General features: G+C 61.3%; 18 protein-coding genes and 1 pseudogene. 8 read left to right on the forward strand and 11 right to left on the reverse strand.

From position 1 onward, the window contains the following. Nucleotides 1-6: 6 nt before the first annotated feature. From R9J51_RS06100 to R9J51_RS06130, 7 genes and pseudogenes are all read right to left on the reverse strand, one after another. A complete protein-coding gene (locus R9J51_RS06100) occupies nucleotides 7-678 on the reverse strand; it encodes a hypothetical protein (protein WP_179506117.1) in 672 nt (223 codons plus the stop codon). A 3-nt stretch (nucleotides 679-681) separates the two neighbouring features. Further along, nucleotides 682-1,524 carry a DsbC family protein gene (locus R9J51_RS06105; RefSeq protein WP_179506679.1) on the reverse strand — a complete coding sequence of 281 codons (843 nt, stop codon included), beginning with the start codon at nucleotides 1,522-1,524 and terminating at the stop codon, nucleotides 682-684. A 51-nt stretch (nucleotides 1,525-1,575) separates the two neighbouring features. Beyond that, a complete protein-coding gene (locus R9J51_RS06110) occupies nucleotides 1,576-2,940 on the reverse strand; it encodes a TrbI/VirB10 family protein (RefSeq protein WP_179506118.1) in 1,365 nt (454 codons plus the stop codon). Further along, nucleotides 2,937-3,779 (reverse strand): type-F conjugative transfer system secretin TraK, encoded by an 843-nt coding sequence (locus R9J51_RS06115; protein ID WP_432787890.1) that lies wholly within the window; start codon nucleotides 3,777-3,779, stop codon nucleotides 2,937-2,939. The genes R9J51_RS06110 and R9J51_RS06115 overlap by 4 nt, the downstream gene beginning before the upstream one ends. Beyond that, entirely contained in the window at nucleotides 3,776-4,339 is a 564-nt protein-coding gene (locus R9J51_RS06120) for a type IV conjugative transfer system protein TraE (RefSeq protein ID WP_179506119.1), read from the reverse strand. Before R9J51_RS06120 ends, R9J51_RS06115 begins: the two co-directional genes overlap by 4 nt. 1 nt (nucleotide 4,340) lies before the next feature. Then, a complete protein-coding gene (gene traL, locus R9J51_RS06125; protein ID WP_179506120.1) occupies nucleotides 4,341-4,625 on the reverse strand; it encodes a type IV conjugative transfer system protein TraL in 285 nt (94 codons plus the stop codon). Nucleotides 4,626-4,716: 91 nt separating this feature from the next. Next, a pseudogene (locus R9J51_RS06130) lies at nucleotides 4,717-4,959 on the reverse strand (hypothetical protein); the annotation flags it as partial. 107 nt (nucleotides 4,960-5,066) lie between these two features. On the opposite strand from R9J51_RS06130, the gene R9J51_RS06135 reads away from it, so the two are divergent. Further along, a complete protein-coding gene (locus R9J51_RS06135; RefSeq protein ID WP_066763960.1) occupies nucleotides 5,067-6,437 on the forward strand; it encodes an IS1380 family transposase in 1,371 nt (456 codons plus the stop codon). A 103-nt stretch (nucleotides 6,438-6,540) separates the two neighbouring features. On the opposite strand, the gene R9J51_RS06140 is transcribed toward R9J51_RS06135, so the two are convergent. Further along, nucleotides 6,541-6,690 carry a hypothetical protein gene (locus R9J51_RS06140; RefSeq protein WP_179504177.1) on the reverse strand — a complete coding sequence of 50 codons (150 nt, stop codon included), beginning with the start codon at nucleotides 6,688-6,690 and terminating at the stop codon, nucleotides 6,541-6,543. A 294-nt stretch (nucleotides 6,691-6,984) separates the two neighbouring features. Between R9J51_RS06140 and R9J51_RS06145 the strand changes: the two genes are divergently transcribed. Both R9J51_RS06145 and R9J51_RS06150 read left to right on the forward strand, forming a co-directional pair. After that, nucleotides 6,985-7,374 carry a hypothetical protein gene (locus R9J51_RS06145; protein ID WP_179504178.1) on the forward strand — a complete coding sequence of 130 codons (390 nt, stop codon included), beginning with the start codon at nucleotides 6,985-6,987 and terminating at the stop codon, nucleotides 7,372-7,374. Nucleotides 7,375-7,461: 87 nt separating this feature from the next. Continuing rightward, nucleotides 7,462-7,968 carry a hypothetical protein gene (locus R9J51_RS06150; RefSeq protein WP_432787891.1) on the forward strand — a complete coding sequence of 169 codons (507 nt, stop codon included), beginning with the start codon at nucleotides 7,462-7,464 and terminating at the stop codon, nucleotides 7,966-7,968. An 84-nt stretch (nucleotides 7,969-8,052) separates the two neighbouring features. On the opposite strand, the gene R9J51_RS06155 is transcribed toward R9J51_RS06150, so the two are convergent. From R9J51_RS06155 to R9J51_RS06165, 3 genes are all read right to left on the reverse strand, one after another. After that, nucleotides 8,053-8,838, reverse strand: a complete 786-nt coding sequence (locus R9J51_RS06155; protein ID WP_432787892.1) for a lytic transglycosylase domain-containing protein — start codon at nucleotides 8,836-8,838, stop codon at nucleotides 8,053-8,055. Between the two features lie 787 nt (nucleotides 8,839-9,625). Beyond that, nucleotides 9,626-10,669 (reverse strand): aromatic ring-hydroxylating dioxygenase subunit alpha, encoded by a 1,044-nt coding sequence (locus R9J51_RS06160; protein WP_179506121.1) that lies wholly within the window; start codon nucleotides 10,667-10,669, stop codon nucleotides 9,626-9,628. A 183-nt stretch (nucleotides 10,670-10,852) separates the two neighbouring features. Then, nucleotides 10,853-11,632, reverse strand: coding sequence for an SDR family oxidoreductase (locus R9J51_RS06165; protein ID WP_179506122.1), 780 nt, complete (start codon nucleotides 11,630-11,632; stop codon nucleotides 10,853-10,855). A gap of 580 nt (nucleotides 11,633-12,212) precedes the next feature. Here R9J51_RS06165 and R9J51_RS06170 point away from each other — a divergent pair. The 5 genes from R9J51_RS06170 (at nucleotide 12,213) to R9J51_RS06190 (ending at nucleotide 19,159) form a co-directional block, all read left to right on the forward strand. Then, the gene (locus tag R9J51_RS06170; RefSeq protein ID WP_432787893.1) at nucleotides 12,213-13,526 is read left to right on the forward strand and encodes a Rieske 2Fe-2S domain-containing protein; all 1,314 of its coding nucleotides are present in this window, start codon (nucleotides 12,213-12,215) and stop codon (nucleotides 13,524-13,526) included. Nucleotides 13,527-13,669: 143 nt separating this feature from the next. Continuing rightward, entirely contained in the window at nucleotides 13,670-14,602 is a 933-nt protein-coding gene (locus R9J51_RS06175; RefSeq protein WP_179506123.1) for a PDR/VanB family oxidoreductase, read from the forward strand. Between the two features lie 105 nt (nucleotides 14,603-14,707). Continuing rightward, nucleotides 14,708-16,009, forward strand: coding sequence for an MFS transporter (locus R9J51_RS06180; protein WP_179506124.1), 1,302 nt, complete (start codon nucleotides 14,708-14,710; stop codon nucleotides 16,007-16,009). Between the two features lie 2 nt (nucleotides 16,010-16,011). Beyond that, the gene (locus R9J51_RS06185; protein WP_179504179.1) at nucleotides 16,012-17,640 is read left to right on the forward strand and encodes a GMC family oxidoreductase N-terminal domain-containing protein; all 1,629 of its coding nucleotides are present in this window, start codon (nucleotides 16,012-16,014) and stop codon (nucleotides 17,638-17,640) included. 31 nt (nucleotides 17,641-17,671) lie between these two features. Next, a complete protein-coding gene (locus tag R9J51_RS06190) occupies nucleotides 17,672-19,159 on the forward strand; it encodes an aldehyde dehydrogenase family protein (RefSeq protein WP_179506125.1) in 1,488 nt (495 codons plus the stop codon). The last annotated feature ends 3 nt before the right edge of the window (nucleotides 19,160-19,162 follow it).

Below are 19,162 nucleotides of genomic sequence, written 5' to 3' on the forward strand. Positions count from 1 at the left end.
GGCGCGTCAGTTCCCCTGCGGCGGGAAGGTGGCCGCGCCCGCTTTGGTCTCACCAGGCTTGGCTGGATCGACTTTGATGGGGGCAGCGACCTGCTTGGGCTGGTTCAGGATCTCCTTCACCTGTTCCTTGATCGCCGCCGTCGGATCCGTGGGCAGCACTGGAGCTAGCTTGCCTCCGTCCGGCACTTTGGCTGGCGCCGGTGCCATCAGCGCCATGTCGGGAGCCATTTCCGCGAGGGTGAGCAGGCTCATGTCTTGCCCGGCACCCATGGCTTTCGCGTCCAGCGGAGCGCTGGACGCCTCGGCAAGCTGCGTTGCGTCGATGGGGATAAAACCTGTGGTGCGAGGGTGGAGGCGACCCGTTCCATCGCGCCAGGGCATATAGACGATCTTGAGCACCGGCCGAGCAGGGCCGACAAAGGTCCATGCCTTCTTCTCCTTGGGATTGGTGGATGGGTGAGATCCGTTGGCAGCGGCTTCGCTATCGGGCGCTGGAGCGTCCTTGGCTTCGGCCTCGGCGTCGATCGCATGGATGGCGCTGTCATCGATCGTGGTCGATGGCGCGCAGGTGCCGCGCGGTGCGCTGCACACGAAACCGCCTTTGACGTTCGAGTGGAACAGCGAGCAACCGGCCAGCGGCATCAGCCCGAGCGCGGCGATGATGGGGGAAATGCGCATGGTTCAGGCGCCTCCCTTCAGCCAGCTTTCGAGGAACTCTCGCGGGCGAAAGCCCAGCAGCACAGCGCCATCCTCGCGGACCAGCACGGGCGTACCGGTGAAGCCATGGGCGCGGGCAAAGGCCTCGTTGGCATCGAGACCGCTCGTTTCGCAGGCGCGTTTTGCGATGTCCTGATCGCTGTAAGCCCGCTCCACGGCCGCGGCCTTGTCCTCGGCGCAGATCACGCTTTCCGAAATCGCGCGCGTGCCGAGGATCGAGATCGGCCGTTCGGTGACGCGCACGCCCATAGCCTTGAGGGTCTGGTGCAGCGCGCGGCAGTAGCCGCAGTGGAAGTCGCTGAAGACCGTAACGCGAGGGGCGTTGGGGATGCTCGCCCCCCATTCAATGGCGCCATTGGCCGGAAGGCTGGCAAGGCTCACCTTCTGCGCGGGCGCCGAAGCGGGCGCAGAAGCGGGCCCTGATGCCGACTGCGGATGCGAAGGGGCAAGACCCGCGCTCTCCGTCTCTTGCGCCTTTGCCGTGGCGGCCGCGCCGACCAGCATGTCGGGATTGATCGCCAGCAGGCGCGCGGCGGTCAGATCCTGATGCGTCTCCATGTCATAGATCCGCCCGACGATCAGATAACGGGCCGAGGGATCGATGTAGAAGAGGTTGGTGCCAGCCTGGACCTCGCAAATCCCCGGCACATGGCCGCAATCGACTTTGGTGACCGCAGTACGCGGCAGGCGCTGGGTCAAAGCCCGCATGGCGGCGGCATCCCGCGAAACGACGGGACGGGCGCGCGTGGCCGCCGCAGCACGGGCATCGGCGATGCTCGGCAAAGTACCCAAGGCGAGCCCGAGAATGGGCAGCAGGCGCAGAAGTGAGTGGCGGTGAGACACGTGGGTGGGTTCCCTTCAATTGCGGATGAAGACGCCGTCGAGGAACACCACCTCGACATCGAGGCCGGTCGGCATTTCCACGACTGGCTGGTACTGCTCGGCGCGCTCGATCAGATATTTGGAGACCATGTCGCCGGACTGGGCGACGCCTTGGCCAAGCCCGCCCTGGGCGATGTCCGAGGGCGAGAGCGTCGAGCGCTGGCCGTTCACGCTGACCGTGGGCGAGGTCAGATAGGCCGAGGAATTGGTCGAGAAGCCGCGGCCGAACCCGCCCAGCACGCCGGCGATGAAGGCCTGGCCCACCAGATTGCCCGAGCGATTGACCACGCGGCCACGCACGCCGGTCTTGCCGCCAAAGGCAATGAAGCCTTTGACTTCGCTCACCGCGACTTTGCCGCCCGGCTGCGGACAGGTCATGCGCTGGAGCTTCACATAGACTTTCTCGGACGAGAGGTCGGCGAGCGCCGCGCCATTGACCATGCAGCCCACGATGTTGGTTTTGAGCAGCTTGCCAGCCACATAGACCGAGCGGGCGGGCCCCGTGATGCGCAGCACCACCGGCAGCGGATCGGTCTGGCTCTTGGTGTTGGTCGTGGCATCGACGCCCACCACCACTTTGGCTGTCGCGATCGAATTGGGCGGAAGATAGTTCTCGCTGTCGGTGAACTGGGTCGTTTTGCCTGGCACCATGCGCGTGCCTGTGCCGCCGGCATCCCCGCCGAAGGAGAGCAGCTTCACTTCGCTTGAACGCGGCGCGCTGGCCGGATCGATGGCGGCGCGGGCGGGATCACCGGAAGGCTGGGCCAGCGGCGAACCGCTGGGGACCGAGGCAGAGCGCTGATATGTCGGCGGGGCGCCAGTGCCATAGAGTGCGCTCGGCCCGGCGGTGGCGCGCTGCATCTGGGTCGAGAGCGCCGAGATCTGCGAGCGAAGCTGGTCGTTCTCGGTCTGATACGCCGAGAGCACCTTCGATCCATCACTCTTGAGCGCCTGGTTCTGGCCCTGCAAATCCTCGATCTGCTTCTGGAGTTGATCGAGGCGGACGGAATCGCCTTGCAACGTCTTGATCTGGTTGCCCTGCGTGGTTAGCTGGTTCTCCGACAGCGCCATCCATTCCTTGTCGGCCATCGACCGGTTGACCATGTCATCGGTCGAGATCTTGATGGCCTTGGGATCGTCTTTCTTCTCGGCGGCGGCATCCTTTGGTGTGGGCGAGGCAATGATCCACCACATGCCCGCCATCACCAGCACGCCGCCCAGACCCCACATGGCGATCTGCTGATTGCGGCGGGTGGTGGCGTTGCGGGCGAGATCGTCGGTTGTCGATGCGGGCACCGATGACGGTGCTGCGGGGCTGCCCTGTGTGCTCGGCGCGTTCATGGCTGGCCTCCGGCATCAGCGCTGCGCTGGACAATGAAGGCGGTGGTTGCCTCGCCGGGGGCCAGACGGGGGTTGGTAATGCTCACCGCGATCGCGTCAGCAGGCGCGACCTTGTCCTCGGCCAATGTCGCCGGCTTTGTCCCGCGATTGGTGATCTTGATGAGCTTGCCGGTGTAGCTGGCCCCGACATATTGCCCGACCATCTGGACGACGAGCGTATCGATGTTGACCGGCACCAGCGCGCGCCAGGTGATGTCGAAACCCTCGACCGGCTTCTGGGCATACATGGCAGCGATCAGACGCGCCGAGGCATCCTGCGGCGACAGGCCGGTGGGCCATGTCTCACCGACCGGGCGCGGGTGCTCGACATCGGCATTGGCGATGAACACCTGCCGCGCATCACTGCCGCCCACGGCGCAAATGAATTTGTAGACGAAGCCTTTGCGGGTCGTGCCGAAAAAGGAGATTGTGGGCTTGGAAAAGCCATTGGCGACCGACAGGTAGATGTCGCCGCGCAGGGGTTCATTGACCACCTGGAAGTCATCGGCGGGATTGGGCGCCTGCACCTTGGAGACCGAGGCGAACTGGTCGTCCTTCAGCGAAATGCGGGTCAGGTTCTTCGCCGAGGCTTCGCAGCGCACAGTGCCATTGTCGGCAACAAGCAAGGTCTGATCGGCATAGGCTGGCGCGGCCGTGGCAAGGCCAGCGCTCACCAGCGCGATGCCGAGGGCGCGTTCCGCCCACCACAGGCGCGGGGCAAGGCTTGCCCCCGCCGACAATTCCAGAATGGCCATGAAGGAAAACCCCTGTGTGAAGAGGCCGGGCAAGGAAGCGCTCATGGCGTCTCCTCCGGCTTGGCAATCATCCCGAAGCCTTTGAGCTTCAGCGAGATGCCGTTGTAGGTCCAGGTGAAGCGGAAGGTGCGATGCTCGGAGGTCACCTCCTTGGAGGCGACCACGGTATGGAGCGTGCCGCCGACCGTGCTGGTCAGATGATCGGGATCGACCTGCATGCCATCGGGCGTGAAGAACTGGGTGATCTGCGAGCTTTGCTGCTCGGCCACCACTTTCATCAGCGCCTTTTTGACTTGCCCACGCGCCTGTTCGTCAGTCACCTCAAGGATGGAATCCATCCAGTAAGTCAGGCTCTGGGGCGAGCGGTTGAGGGCGACCAACGCCACATCGCGGGTCACCATCTCGAGATAATCGGGCGAGACCTTGGCGCTGGTCAGCGTGACCGGTGCGCGCAGGGTCGGGACGAGCACGACCTCGCGGTCCTTGCGACCGGCTGAGACCACACTGCCGACCGCAACGAGGCCGAGAACCAAGGAAAGCAGCGCCAATCCGTTGCGCTGGCGCAGGACGCGTTGCGATTTGTCGTGGGCGAGATCGATGTCCATCTCAGCCCGCCAGCACGCGAAGATGGGACGGCGGGAAGCTTTTCATGGCGAAAAACTCGCCAGGAAGGTGCCAGTATCCAAAATGCAGGATCCAGGACATCGAGCGTCCGGCGCGGAGTTTGCGATAACCGAACCAGGCCACGGTGGAGAACACCAGCCCGATGACGATATGCGAAGCCAGAATGCCCCAGATGAAGGGGGTGACCATCACCAGGAACTCATCCAGCGTCCAGAACCCGATGAGTTCGGGATCATCCAGATGTTTGGGGATCGCATAGCGTTCCATCGCTGCCCGCCGTCACAAGAGTTGATGGGGGATCGGGCCGGTCTACGCGGGGCTGTGGAAGGGGCGATTGCCCGCGCAGCCGGCCTTCTCGTCAGATGGTGGCGGTGACCATCGCGGTGACGATGGGAACGCCCGTCCCGGCGGCGACACCCGTGCCGACCGGCACGGCGACCTGCGCCAGCGAGAAGCGGCCCGAGGCCAGACCGACGATGCCGCCAGCAAGGCTCAGCACGGTGATCACCTTGCCGCCCGAACCGGACAGGAAGTTGGTGAACTGGGTGAGAGCGGTGTTGAACGAGGTGTCGGTGCCGGCAAAGGCGGCGCCCGGGCCTAGCCTGTCTTATTCACCGCGGCGGGTGAGAGGGTTGGCGGGAGTGGCGTAAGCGATTGCTTTGCAGTAGGAAAATGGGTGTCTAGACCAGTCCTTCAGCGAGGCAATTTATGCCACGGACCACACCCGCCGGGAGCGATGATAGCGCACCGGGATTTTCGTTTCCAGCGGTTGGCGGCAAGAAGGTCACAACCGCGTTCGACGGTGGCCGGCTGACCTCTGACGGCGGCGTTCTGCTGCTGGCGCAGGCCGAGCGCGCGATGGGGATCTGCCGGCAGCTTGCTGCGTGCATCGCCGATCCGCGTGACCCGACGCGGGTGATCCATCGCCTCGATGACATTCTGCGTGCCCGTGTGTTCGCGATCACGTGTGGCTATGAGGACGCCGATGATCTCGATGCCCTGCGCGACGATCCGGGCTTCCGCCTGGCGCTGGGCAAGTTGCCGGGATCGGGCGCGGGGCTGGCCAGCCAACCGACGATGAGCCGCTGGGAGAATGCACCGACCACGCGTGAACTGGCCCGGATGATGGTCGCGATGATCGGCGTTTACTGTGCCAGCTATCCGGCCCCACCGGCGGCGGTGACGCTGGATATCGATGACACGTGTGATGTCGTGCACGGCTATCAGCAGCTCTCGTTCTGGAACGGACATCACGGTGAGCGCTGCTTCCTGCCGATCCATGTGTACGATACCGCGAGCGGGCGGCCGGTGGCGATGCTGCTGCGCACTGGCAAGACGCCGTCGGGTGCCGAAGGTGCCGGCCACATCCGGCGCCTGGTGCGTCATATCCGCCAGCACTGGCCCGATACCCACATCACCATCCGCGGCGATGGGCACTACGCCCGTCCCGAGATCATGGCGTTCTGCGAGGCGGCCGGGGTCGATTACGTGTTCGGCTTGCCGACCAACGCCGCGCTGCGGGCCGATCCGGCCATCGTTGCCGTCGCCGATGCCTGCGCGGTCAAGCGGGCCCAGGCCCAACATCCGGTCCTGCGCAACTATGTCGAGACCCGCTACGGCGCCAAAAGCTGGAAGAGCCAACGCCGCGTCGTCGCCCGGATTGAGGCCAGCACGCTGGGCATGGACATCCGCTATGTCGTCACCTCGCTGACAGAAGGCTCGCCCGAGCACATTTACGACACGCTCTATTGCGCGCGCGGCCAAGCCGAAAACCTGATCAAGCGCCACAAGACCCAGTTGGCCAGCGATCGCACCTCGTGCCGCTCGGCCAATGCCAACCAGATGCGCCTCATCCTGCATACCGCCGCCTACTGGCTGATGTGGCGCGTCCAGCAGGCCATCCCCAAGGCCACCTCTCTGGCCACTGCCGAGTTCGCAACGCTGCGCCTGCGGCTGCTCAAGGTCGCCGCCCGCGTCATCGAGACCGCCTCGCGCATCCGTGTCGCCTTCGCGTCAGCATGCCCCGACGCCGGCGTGTTCAAAGCCATCGCCACCAGTCTCCGGCCAGCGCCGACATAGCCAGCGCGGCTGTGCCGCACAAAGCCCGAGCCATCGCCCATCAACCTCGAAAAGCCATCGGTTTTGCTGCGGCGAAAAACGCCGCCGAAACCGCGCGCCCGGATCACGCGGCCACCGACACATCAAACCCGGCACGCCCCAGTGCAGCGGGCTCATGAATAAGCCGGGCTAGTATGGCGGCCGCCACCACGGCGACGCCGAGATAGGGCAGGATCGAGGCGCGCTTGGGCGCCGGCAGAGCAAGGGACGTCATGGGGTAAGTCCTTTCGAGAGGGCCAGGACGCGACGTGTTCCTGTGCCGATCCGAAGGCTCCGCCAGTCGGGGACTCACCGACAAGTCGGCTCCCGCCAAATTCGAGCTAAATCAAGTAAAATTCCAAGGCCGGGCGTATGCTCGACTCGATTCGGCCCAACAGGTGTGTGGGAAGCGCCCAGTCGCGGGCGAAACGAGACGGGGCTTGTTTCAATCTCGCGCACGGGTGGGCGCTCAGCGCCCATTATCGGGCTGAAATCATGGGGCAACAGGAGGTTGATATGGGGGCAGGCCATGAAAGAGGATCAGACAAGCGATAATCATCAGCCGCGATCTCAAACCGCACATCGCCTGAAAATGAGCCCGGCGGCGTTTCGGGCGCTAAGCCTGGCGCTGCACAATCTTTCGTCACGTGAGCTTGAGCTTTGCTCGCCCAGACGCCTGCTGACCACAGTGCTGTCCTCAGCGAAGGGAGAAATATTTCATATACCTTTGAGTGAGTTGGATGGCATTTGTCATCACGACGCGCTGGTTGGCGAGGTGGCGATCAACATCCGGGTCGATTCCACGATCAATGATCGCATGCGTGATTTTCGTGACGATGCGGGCCGCAGGCTCGGTAGATCGGTCAGCGTGATGGAGGCGATCAACGCTTGTGCCCATGTGCTGAACGAGGGTCTTTGAGCCAAAGCAACGACATTGTCTGCAACTTGACAAAGGTCACCCTCCCGCGCCGGTATTGGTTAACGCCGCAGCGCGCCGAGGAGTATTATGACTGAGCCCATCACTCCAACCACTGACTATACTTTAGTATCCCAAGATGGCGCGGCCTCCGAATGGGATGCCCCGTTTTCTGAAAGCTATCGCGCCTTGCTTAGTGAATGGATTGAGCGAGATAGTCGATCATTAGCGGAAATCGCATCACTGGCACGGATGAGCCGACGTCAGCTTGGCCGTATCATCGCAGGGCAGAAGCCACTACGGGTCGTCGATCTCCGGCTGCTTTTCGACATTCTTGGGCTTAACGCGGCACGAGCCGTTATTGCCATCGAAGTGATCGGTGACTGGAGTGCCTATGACGATCCGATGTTGGGAATCCTGATCGGGATGCTGGCACCGGTCTTCAAGAAGGTTGACACCCGTGCGGATTTTCCGATGGAACCTTTGACCGATAAGGCGCAGGAAGAGTTAACAACCTGGCTTGCCGAAACGCTCGTCACCAACCAGGCACAAATCCGCCAAAGGCGGGATAAATTCTTCAGTTCCACAACGCTCTGAAATGCCCTCGGCCTGCAAAGCAAAGGCAAACGGCTGCATTCCCTTCGGGTCGCCACAGCCGCAATGAAATGAGGGGCGCCAGGGCTATTCCCTGAGTGGCGTGGGCGCGGAAAGCTGCCTTTGCATCGTCACCAGAATGCTTGAGACGTAATGGATCGTCTCAGTGATGCGTGGCACCCGGCCAGTTGCCCGCACGCGCCCTGCACCAGCATTGTAGGCGGCCAGCGCCAGATCAAAACGGCCGAATTCATCGAGCAAAGCGCGAAGGTAGCGCGCGCCACCGTGCATGTTCTCGCGCGGGTCCAGAATGTTGCGCACGCCAAGGATACGGGCGCTGGCAGGCATGAGTTGCGCGAGGCCCGTGGCACCCTTTGGGCTGACAGCGACCGGGTTGTACCGGCTTTCCTGAATGATGAGGGCGTCGAACAGGTGAACGGGCAAGCCAGCCTCGCAAGCCGCTTCTGCCATGGCCGGATACCAGATGGCGCGGCGCTGCTCGGCCGCTGCGGGAAGTCGAGGGCTCGGGGCATAGCGTGGGTAGTCGCATCCATCGCGCAGACGAGCAGCATCGAAAGTTGAGGAGACGGAGGCAGGCTTAGTGCCCTTGGCCATCGTTTTACCGCGATGAACTGTGGTGTCCGACTGGGCCCGGGATTTCTCGGTTTCAAATGCGACGAACTCGTTGAGCAAGCCATCAAAGGCATCGGGCCTAAGCTGGTTTTCCCTAGGGTACGCCCCTGTTACTAGGAGTGAAAAAGGTTGCTGAACATCGCCAGCAGGGGTGAACGCCTTCAGATCTACCTGCTGAGCATAAGCGCCGGGAATCATTGCCAACGAACAGGCGTTGGCTAGAAGCAATTTTGATATCATGGCTCAATTCCATGGACGCGGCGGGCTCGGTTATCGCTCAGCTAACATGTGAGTTCGTCCAAGTTTTGCAAGTCTGAGCAAAACCAAGCGGATAAATGGCAAAGTCAGGTAACACGCACCATGTCTCATGGATATCGATGGTGCACATGCGGGATCGTGCCCGATGGCGTGGTGTATCTTATCGGAGGCATCGCCGATTTCGGCATCGGTTTGAGCCGATCATGCGCCTAGCACAGCCGAAAGATCGGTGCGGTCGAGCTGGAAGGTGAGGCGCAGTGCCCAAGCCCTAGAGCCACGAGTGGAAACCTGCAAAACTGGACACAGCCCTTCGACAGGCCAGTGATCGCTGTGCTCATCCACGAAGGCAAACCTCACGATTTTTGGCTCGCAAAGAACTGCGTAGCTTCCTAAGAAACAGTCATCTCTTGCTCATCCGGCAATTCCTTCAGCGCAATGCCAAAGGCCTTTGCGCGCCGCTGCAGATTGCTAATCACGCGACTGCGATAGCGCTCTTCGTACTGAGCTGCGTCTGGATAATGATGTACCATAACAATAAAGGTGAATTGGCTGGTGGCAAATGAAGTGACATCGCCTGACCGTGTCTAATGCCCCATCAGCATGCGCCGTATCGCTTCGAGCATTTATTTAAATTGATTATACATAAAAGAAAATGAAGCGGGCTGGAGCCTGGTCTCCAACCCGCTTCACCATTGAGCACGGCATGAACTATGGGAGAGAGGATGAAGTGCCCATGCCGGGGCTCACGATGTTCAAGGTGCTTCGATTTTTAAGCCGAGATGCGCTCGCCGGTTTCTTGTTCGTGAAGCGCGCCGAGCAGGCGACGCGTCTGGTTGACCGCACCGTCGCTGGCGATACCCACGAAAGCACGCAGCGGATCATCATCGATTCGCTTCTGCTGGGCATCCAGCGTTTCCTCATCCTCGGTAATCGTGTCGAAGAACTGAGAGAACAGCACTTCGGGAACGCCGCTGTCACGCGGAGCCGTGGTGCAGATCGTCCAGAGGTAATGACTGGTCGTGTCGGTTTCAGGCGTGATGAAGTGGTTGTTTGCGAGCATGAAACCGTGATCGCGTTTGCCTTCGTAAGCGCCGGTGCCAGCATCGCACCCGCCTGCGTTCACACGGCACGTCATGCCATGCGTTGGATCGAAACGAACTTCCTGCCAGCGGTCAACGCGCCCCTTAAAACCGCCTGCGTCAATGTAGGACTTGGGAGGAATTGAATTGGGCATTTTGCGCAGCAGGGTCACTTTTCGACCATCGAACTCCACCTTAGTGTCGGCCCCATAATGCTGTTCCGGATTGCCGCCGATGGTGCGTGCATGGATGTACGGCACGTGCGTCAGGTCCATGATGTTGTCGATGATGAGTTGCCAGTTGGCCTTGACATGAAAATTGTAAGGCTTCCAGGTCCAGCGTGGGTCATCATGCTCGGGATTGTCGATAATAGTCGACGGATCGGCCAAAGCGGCTTCGCCCATCCAGATCCAGATCAGGTGATCCTTCTCGACCACCGGATAATGGCGGACATTGGCGGCAGGCGGGATACGCTGCTGGTTGGGGATACGGGTGCAAGTGCCTTTCCCGTTGAATTCCACACCGTGGTAGCAGCAGCGGATGATGTTGCCGTCGACATGACCGGCGCTGAGAGGCATGGCCCGGTGGCTGCAACGATCCTCCAGCGCCGCGATTTCGCCGTCCTCAGTACGGAAAAGGACGACCGCTTCGTTCAGGAATTTCCGTCCCAGCGCTTTGCCCGGAGCGACTTCATCGGCGAAAGCCGCGACATACCATGTGTTGCGAATGAACATGTAGCTCTCCCAATATATAGCGGCGCGGGACGCTTGTGCTCCCGTTGTGCTCTGGTCTGTATTCCTTTCCAGAATATATCCGGTGCTGTCTGCCAGCCAATCGCATTCTCATAACCCCATAAAAAAAACGGAATGGCCTTTCCGTGGCGTTTGAATGGTGAATGCGATTGGCCAAGATTGCGGTCAGCGAAGGTAAAGGCCGCCGTTCATGTCCAGTGTGGCACCGACGAAAAATCCGCCACGGTCAGAGGCCAGCAAAGCAGCGGCCGCCGCGATTTCGCCGACTTCCATGAATCGACCGATCGGCACTTCGCCTTCTACACGGGCGATCTGATCGCCGCTGAGGCGCGTCTTGGCTGTATCGATCGGTCCGGGAGCAATGGCGTTCACTGTGACGCCGGAACCGGCCAGATAGCGCGCGAAGTATTTTGTGAGCATGATTGCGCCTGCCTTGGACGCGGCATAATGGGGCGATGCAACCGTCCCGCCGTTCTGCCCGGCCAGCGATGTGATGTTGACGATGCGGCCATAGCCGTGCTCGCGCATATGCTCGGAAAAGATCTGGCAGCTCAGGAACACACTGCGCATGTTAATTTGAACTATCTCGTCAAATTCTTCTGGACTGATGTCTTGCGTTGGGGTGCGCTTGGCGTAGCCTGCATTGTTTACGACAATATCTACCCGGCTCCAAGCATTGACAAGCCTGTCTCGTGCGGCCAGGAAATCGTCCTTGCTGCGGACGTCCAGCGCGACGGCCATGGCAGTGGAGCCGGACGAATCAAGGGAACGGGCAACCGCCTGCGCGGCCTCAAGGTCGACATCGCTGACGGCGACCTTGCCGCCGCCGGCATGTATTTCCCGGGCGATGGCTTCGCCCACGCCACGACCACCGCCGGTGACGAGCGCTTGACGCCCCTCGAATGAGAAGCTGCCGTTCGCGGGTAGGGTAAAACTTTCGGTCATAAGTGGCTCTCTTGATGATGAGAGGCAAGTTGCCTCTTTCGGGGAAATGTCGGGGCACAGCAGGGCGGACAGGCTGCCGATCGAAGAGCTTGCAGTGGACCATCAGCCGAAACATGCGAATTTGAAATCAAGGCAGGTGAAGGCCCGATTTCCGCATTTCTTGCCGTTTTTTGAGCTCGCGCCTTATCGCATTGCAGCGTTGCGGTTATGTCGTTGCGGGTGAAAATGATCGACTGAGGCGGGACGCAAACTGGGCGTAGGCAGTTGGTGCAGCAGGCCCTTAGCCGCGCTTCGGATGGGGAACCTTGCCCCATAAAACAGGACATTTTGCCTGACATCCGAAAACTCTCTCCATATCATCTCGCAACCTGACTGTCGCTTCGCGTCGGACAAAAGCAGCAAAGTAGCGATGGCTTCAAGCACATCGTCCCGAATTTTGAATGGTAAGACCTTATTCCGATTGGGGCGGAGGAGAGCACGGTATTATTGACGTCGACACAAGGTCACAGCCGGGCCGGCCAGCGCTCCTAACTGGAGTTGCCCTGCCGGACTCGCCACCAACATGAGGAAGAGCCTGACAATGCAGTCTAATGACAGTATCGATCTGACCCGGGTGGGGCCCGGCACGGTCATGGGCGAGTTTATGCGCCAGTACTGGATACCAGCTTGCCTATCGTCGGAAGTGACGGTCGATGGCGATCCGGTGCGCCTGATGATCCTGTGCGAAAAGCTCATCGCCTTTCGCGATAGCTCGGGCAGGGTGGGCATTATGGACCACCGCTGCCCGCACCGCTGCGCCTCGCTGTTCATTGGCCGCAACGAGGAAAACGGCATCCGCTGTGTGTATCACGGTTGGAAGTTTGACGTTGACGGCAAATGTGTGGACATGCCTTCGGTGCCGGCGCGGCTGGACTTCAAGGAAAAGGTGCACGCCAAGGCCTACAAGACGCATGAGGCCAACGGGCTGATCTGGGTCTATATGGGGCAGGATCAGGCCAATCCGCCCCCGTTCCCCGAGATCGAGGCGGCCATGCACCCCCAGGCCGAGATTTGGTGCCTGCAACGCGACTGCAACTGGCTCCAGGCGCTGGAAGGCGACATTGACACCAGCCATGTCGGCTTCCTCCATGTCGGCTCGATCGAGGCGGATGATCTGGACGAGGACCACCCGATGCGCCCCACCGTTTTGGACCGTGCGCCCGAGTATGAGGTCGCCCAGTCCGACTGGGGCGTGATGTATGGCGCCCACCGCCCCAATGATGACGGGCAGAAGTCATGGCGCGTGGCCCATTACATGTTCCCCTTCTGGACGCAGACCCCCAACAACCGCTTTGCCACCCGCGCCATCGCCCGCGCCTGGGTGCCGATGGATGACGAGCATTCGATGCTGTTTGACATCACCTGCGGGGTGGATGCGGGCAATCCGGCCTATACCTCTACGCTGAAGGACGGTACGCCGCTGTTCGACAAGATCAGCTATGCCCCCAACACCACCGACTGGTATGGCCGCTGGCGCTCGACCGACAGCGAGGCCAATGATTGGGCCATCGACCGCGACAGCCAGCGCAACGGCACGCAGTTCACCGGCATCCCCAATATTACAATGCAGGACCAGGCGGTGACCGAAAGTATGGGTGCGATCACCGATCACAATTTCGAGAATCTGGCCCCCACCGACCAGATGATCGCCCGCGTGCGCCGCCGCGTGCTCTTGGCGGCCCGGGCGCTGGCCACCAAAGGGACCGTGCCGCCGGGCGTGGAAGATCCCTCGATCTTTTACCGTGCCCGAGCTGGGTCGTTCCTGCATAATCCGGACGATACCCTGCAACAGGCCTATGATGTGGCCCTGACGAAGGCGGTTCGTTGGCCCGATAAGATCGAGGCCGCCGAATAATCGAATAGGAGCCGGCGCGATCCATGCGCCGGCTTTAACAAAATGAACTGATCGGGTGACGAAACGCATTCTGACCAGATACGCTGCCGATCCATGGTGAGCGGGTTTGGTCAAGACAGGCATCGCACCGCAGGGAGAGTGTGATGCAAGTAAGACTGAAGGCGATCCGCTGGGAAGCCGAAGATATTCTGTCGTTCATTCTGGAGCCGCTGGGTGGCGGCCTGATGCTGCCTTTTGATCCGGGTGCACATATCGATGTTCACCTGGCTCCTGGTCTTACGCGTAGCTATTCGCTGGTCAACGATCCGGCGGTGCGCGGCCATTATGAAATCGCGGTCCATCTCTCGCCGACCAGTCGCGGAGGGTCGCGACATATTCATGAGCGCTGGCGTGCGGGTGACATCGTCGAGATTTCAGCGCCCAAGAACAATTTCCCGATGGTCGAGGATGCGGTTCATACGGTGTTGATCGCCGGGGGTATTGGTGTGACGCCCATGCTGCCGATGATCGCGCGGCTCAGTCGCCTCAAGCGCAGCTGGGAACTGCATTACGTTGCTGCCACGCCCGAGCGCGCCGCTTATGTGCAGCATCTTGAGGGCTATGATGGTGTTACCGTTGCTTTCGACGGCGTGCCCGGCGGCCAGCGTCTCGATCTCAAGGCGATCAGCGATGCGGCACCTGAGGGGGCGCATCTCTATTGCTGCGGCCCGACCGGCATGCTCGATGCCTTTGTTGCGGTGAACGCCGGCAAGCCGAAGGACCATGTTCACATTGAATACTTCAGCGCCGAAACGGAGGTCGCGACCGAAGGCGGCTATACGCTGGAACTGGCCCGGAGCGGCAAGACAGTCGAGGTCGCGGAAGGCGAGACGATGCTCGATGCGCTGCTCGCAGCCGGCGTGGATATCGGTTTCGCCTGCGGCGAGGGGGTCTGCGGAACATGCGAGGTCAAGATCCTCGAGGGCATCGCTGACCACCGCGACCACTTTCTGAGCGACGAGGACAAGGCTGCAAACACCTCGATCATGGTTTGCTGTTCGGGGGTGAAGTCTCCACGCATGGTTCTGGATATCTGATCTTGCGCCGCTCCCGACCAGGGCGGCGTAACCATTCGGGCAAGCGGCGGCATAGAGAACCGCCCTGTCGGAGAGGAGATGGTTTTGGCCTCAGGTAAAATGCAGATGGCGGTTGGCGACCCGGGCAAGACCGGCCTCTATCGCGTTGGCGTGGTGTTGCTGGTCGCCATAACTGTCGTGCTCGATGGGCTCGACAATCAAATGCTCGGACTGGCTGCACCAGCTCTTCTTCGGGAATGGGGGCTGGAGCGAAGCGTGTTGGGCGGCATCTTTGCCCTCGGCTTTGTCGGCATGGCCTTCGGCACGCTGGCCGCCGGCCACATTGGGGATTCGTTCGGTCGACGCGCAGCAATTCTCCTGGGTGTCGCAGTGTTCGGGAGCGCTACTCTCGCGACAGGATTTGCCGGATCAGTCTGGCAACTCGCGCTGCTCAAAGCGTTGGCTGGAGTCGGCTTGGGAGGTGTACCGGGAACAGCGGCAGCCATGATCGCAGAATTCACGACAGCCCGCTGGCGGAGTTTGGCCGTGACCTTTGGGGTGGTTTGTGTTTCGATCGGCGGAATCCTTGGAAGTACTGCTGCAGCCTTGATCCTGCCCGCCCTAGGTTGGCGCTGGCTTTTCTGGGTAAGCGGGCTCGTAACGATTGTGATCGTTGTCTCGCTGATCCGCGTCTTGCCTGAGTCACCTGGATTCCTCGTCAGACATCCTTTACGCCGGTCAGAGCTTGATTGCTTGATGCAGCGGTTGGGAGATGATCCACCACCAAAGGTGCTGCGCGCCCTTTCCAAACCTCCGATGACTGATCTGATAACGGGAGACCTCGCTCGCGACACGCTGGGCCTTTCGACCGCGATGTTTTCCGGAATGTTCCTGGTCTATCTGATGTTCAATTGGGCGCCGACAATGTTGGCCGGCCAAGGATTTACGCTGAGAGATACAAGCCTCGGCCTTACCTGGTACAACATCGGGGGCACCACCGGCGCACTCATGGCGGCGCTGGTGATCATGGGGCTGGGGTCACGGGTTACGCTGCCGGCACTTGCCGGGCTTGCGGTCCTAGTATGCGCCATACTGGCCTTTGCGCCGATAGACCCGGCAGGACATGGTCTTCCGATTATGATTGGACTCGCGGTATTGGGATTGACGGGGAGTGCAGCCCAATCGGCAATGTTCGCATTAGGAGCTCATGCTTTTCCCCTGCCGCTGCGTGCGCGAGGGATGGGCCTGATGGGAGCCGCCGGACGCATCGGAGCCTTGGTCAGCGCTCTGGCCGGATCATGGTTGGTTGCCGGGAGAGGCGGATTTTTCGGCATGCTCAGCCTGCTTATGCTCATCAATATGACAAGTTTTCTGGCCGTTCGCGGCCATATCCCCCGGCTGGCCCGGGGCAGAACCGAGGATTTCTGAAGGTGAACGACGCATTCGACTATATCGTCATCGGTTCAGGTTCAGCCGGAAGCCTGATGGCCAATCGCCTCTCCGCCGATCCCGCAATGCGCGTCGCGCTGATTGAGGCTGGACCATCGGACCGCCAATGGCCGGTCAACATCAAGACGATCATGCCGGTGGGTAACATCTTCCTTATCCCGCACGCGCGCTACAACTGGAAGCATACGCTTTCCGGGAATGCGCAAATCGGCGGACGCAGCATCAACTTTCCGCGCGGCAAGCTAATGGGCGGCTGCAGCGCGATAAACGGGGGTGTCTATATCCGTGGCCAGCGCGAGGATTACGAGGGCTGGGTCAAGGCAGGTAACAAGGGCTGGGGCTACAGCGATGTGCTGCCCGCTTTCACTTCAATCGAGAATTATGAGGGCCCCAACAAGCCATGGCACGGAAAGGGTGGCGAACTGGATGTGCAGCAACCGCGCTCCTTCAACCCGATCACTCACGCCATCATTGAGGCCGCGCAGCAGGCCGGACACGCCCATAACCAGGATTTTGCGGGAGAGAAACAGGCCGGTTTCGGGACCTATGACCTCAACCAGCGCCGAGGTACGCGGCTGTCGAGCGCACGTGCCTTTCTTCATCCGGTGCTCAAACGCCCCAATCTGACGGTGCTGTCTGACACCCTGGCGCGCCGCATCCTCTTCGATCGCGGGCGGGCCAGCGGCATCGAGATCGAGGAGGCGGGACAGCGTCGAACCCTTGAGGCGCGGCGTGAGGTGGTGTTGTGCGGCGGCGCGATCAATTCGCCGCAGTTGCTGATGCTCTCGGGGATCGGTCCAGCGGCGCATTTGCGCGAAAAGGGCATCGAGGTACTGCACGATCTGCCCGGCGTAGGCGCGCATCTGCAGGATCATCCGACGGTCCATCTCGCGATGGAAAACCCTTCGGCCGAATCCTATGCGCTCTCGCCGCGAACCTATGGCCGCATCTTGCTCAGTCCCTTCCGCTTCCTTCTGAACCGAAAAGGGATGCTGGCGAGCAATGTTGCGGAGTGCGGCGGTTTTCTCTGCACCGACGGCTCCGGGCGGCCGGATATCCAGATCACGTTCCTAGTCGGCTTAAAGGCCAACGCTCGCGTCATCCCCTCAAACCACGGCTATATGGCTTTGATCCAACTGTTGCGTCCCAAGAGCGAGGGCTCGGTGCGTTTGGCTAGCAACCGGCCTGAGGACAAGGCGGTGATCGACCCCAACTTCTTTGCCGACCCCTATGATATGCGCACCTTGATCGCCGGGTTTCGCGAGGCACGGCGCATTTTTGCCCAGCCCGCGCTCGCCCCGATGACCGGTGCGGAAATCGAGCCTGGTGCCCATGCCCAGAGCGATGCCCAGATTGAAGCTGAGCTGCGTAAGATCGTGAACACCGCCTATCACCCGACTGGAACCTGCAAGATGGGGCCGGACAGTGATCCGATGGCGGTGGTTGACGACCGCCTTCGTGTTCGCGGTGTATCGGGGCTGCGCGTCGTCGATGCTTCGGTGATGCCCGAGATCATCAGCGGTAACACCAGCGCCCCAACCATGATGATTGCCCAGCGTGCAGCAGCCTTTATCCTTGAGGATACTGCACGGTCCAACATTGCCGCGTAACCCCCAATCAAAGATATCTGGAGAGACCTGCATGGAGACCACATTGGTTCGCAACCGCCCCGCGATGCTCGATCGTGTGGAACAGGATATGCTGATTGACGGAAAGCGTGTTCCAGCCCTTTTTGCCAAGCGCTTCGAAACCCGCAATCCGGCGACCGGAGAGCTTCTTGCCCAGGTTGCCCAGGCTGGAGCCGAGGATGTCGACCGCGCCGTCGCTGCCGCACGTGCGGCATTTGAGGGGCCCTGGCGGCGTATGAAGCCCGCAGAGCGTCAGCGTATCATGCTCCGTCTCGCCGACCTGGTCGAGGAGCATTACGAGGAGTTGGCACTGCTCGACACGCTCGACCTCGGCGCCCCGCTTTCGCGCACGGTTCTCGGCAAGGCCCGCGCTGGCGGACTGTTGCGCTATTATGCCGGGCAGGCGACCCTGCTCTCCGGGGACACGCTGCCCAATTCGGCGGCGGGCGATGTCTTGTCGCACACGCTCAAGGAGCCAATCGGCGTGGTAGCCGCGATCAACCCGTGGAACGGCCCCATCGGCATGTCCGTGTGGAAGGCCGGGCCGGTTCTGGCCAGCGGCTGCACGCTGGTTATGAAACCTGCCGAGCAGACGCCGCTTTCGGCGTTGCGCTTTGGCGAATTGTGCCTGGAAGCTGGCGTGCCTGCTGGTGTGATCAACATCCTGACCGGGCTGGGTGATGCCGGGGCGGCACTATCCTCGCATCCGGGGATTGATAAGATCGCCTTTACCGGTTCGACCGGGGTGGGTGAGAAGATCCTGCATGCCGCCGCCTCGACCATGAAGCGGGTGAGCGTGGAACTGGGCGGCAAGTCGCCCAACATCGTCTTTGCCGATGCCGATTTGGACAAGGCTGTGCCTGCTGCCGCCATGGCCGTTTTCGCCAATAGCGGACAGATTTGCAGTGCGGGAACGCGACTCTTCGTCCAGCGCGAGATCCATGATGAATTCATGGCTCGACTTGCTGATTTTACCCGGACTATCCGCGTGGGCGATCCGCTGGACCCGGCGACCCAGATCGGGCCTGTCGTTTCCGCGACGCAAATGGACAAGATTCTGGGCTTCATGCAAGGTGCCGGGCAGGAAGGTGCGCAAGCGCTGGTAGGCGGTGCGCGTATGGCGGGCGCGGGGCTGGAGGATGGCTTCTTTATCGAGCCGACGATCTTCACCGGCGTGACTGACGAGATGACCATAGCACGCGAGGAAATCTTCGGTCCGGTGCTCAGCGCCTTTGCCTTCGATACTGAGGAGGAGGTGTTGAAACGCGCCAATGCCACGCCTTTTGGGCTTGGTAGCGGGGTGTGGACGCGCAACCTTTCCACCGCTCATCGCATGGCGCGTGGTATTCAGGCGGGTTCCGTCTGGATCAATTGCTACCAGATGCTCGATCCCGGCGTGCCCTTCGGCGGCTATAAGCTTAGCGGCTTCGGGCGCGAATCCGGCCCGCATCACATCGAGGAATATCTGGAGACCAAGGCGGTCTGGATCAATCTGGACTGACAG

The organism is Novosphingobium rhizosphaerae (genome assembly GCF_050920675.1).
GTDB lineage: Bacteria > Pseudomonadota > Alphaproteobacteria > Sphingomonadales > Sphingomonadaceae > Novosphingobium > Novosphingobium rhizosphaerae.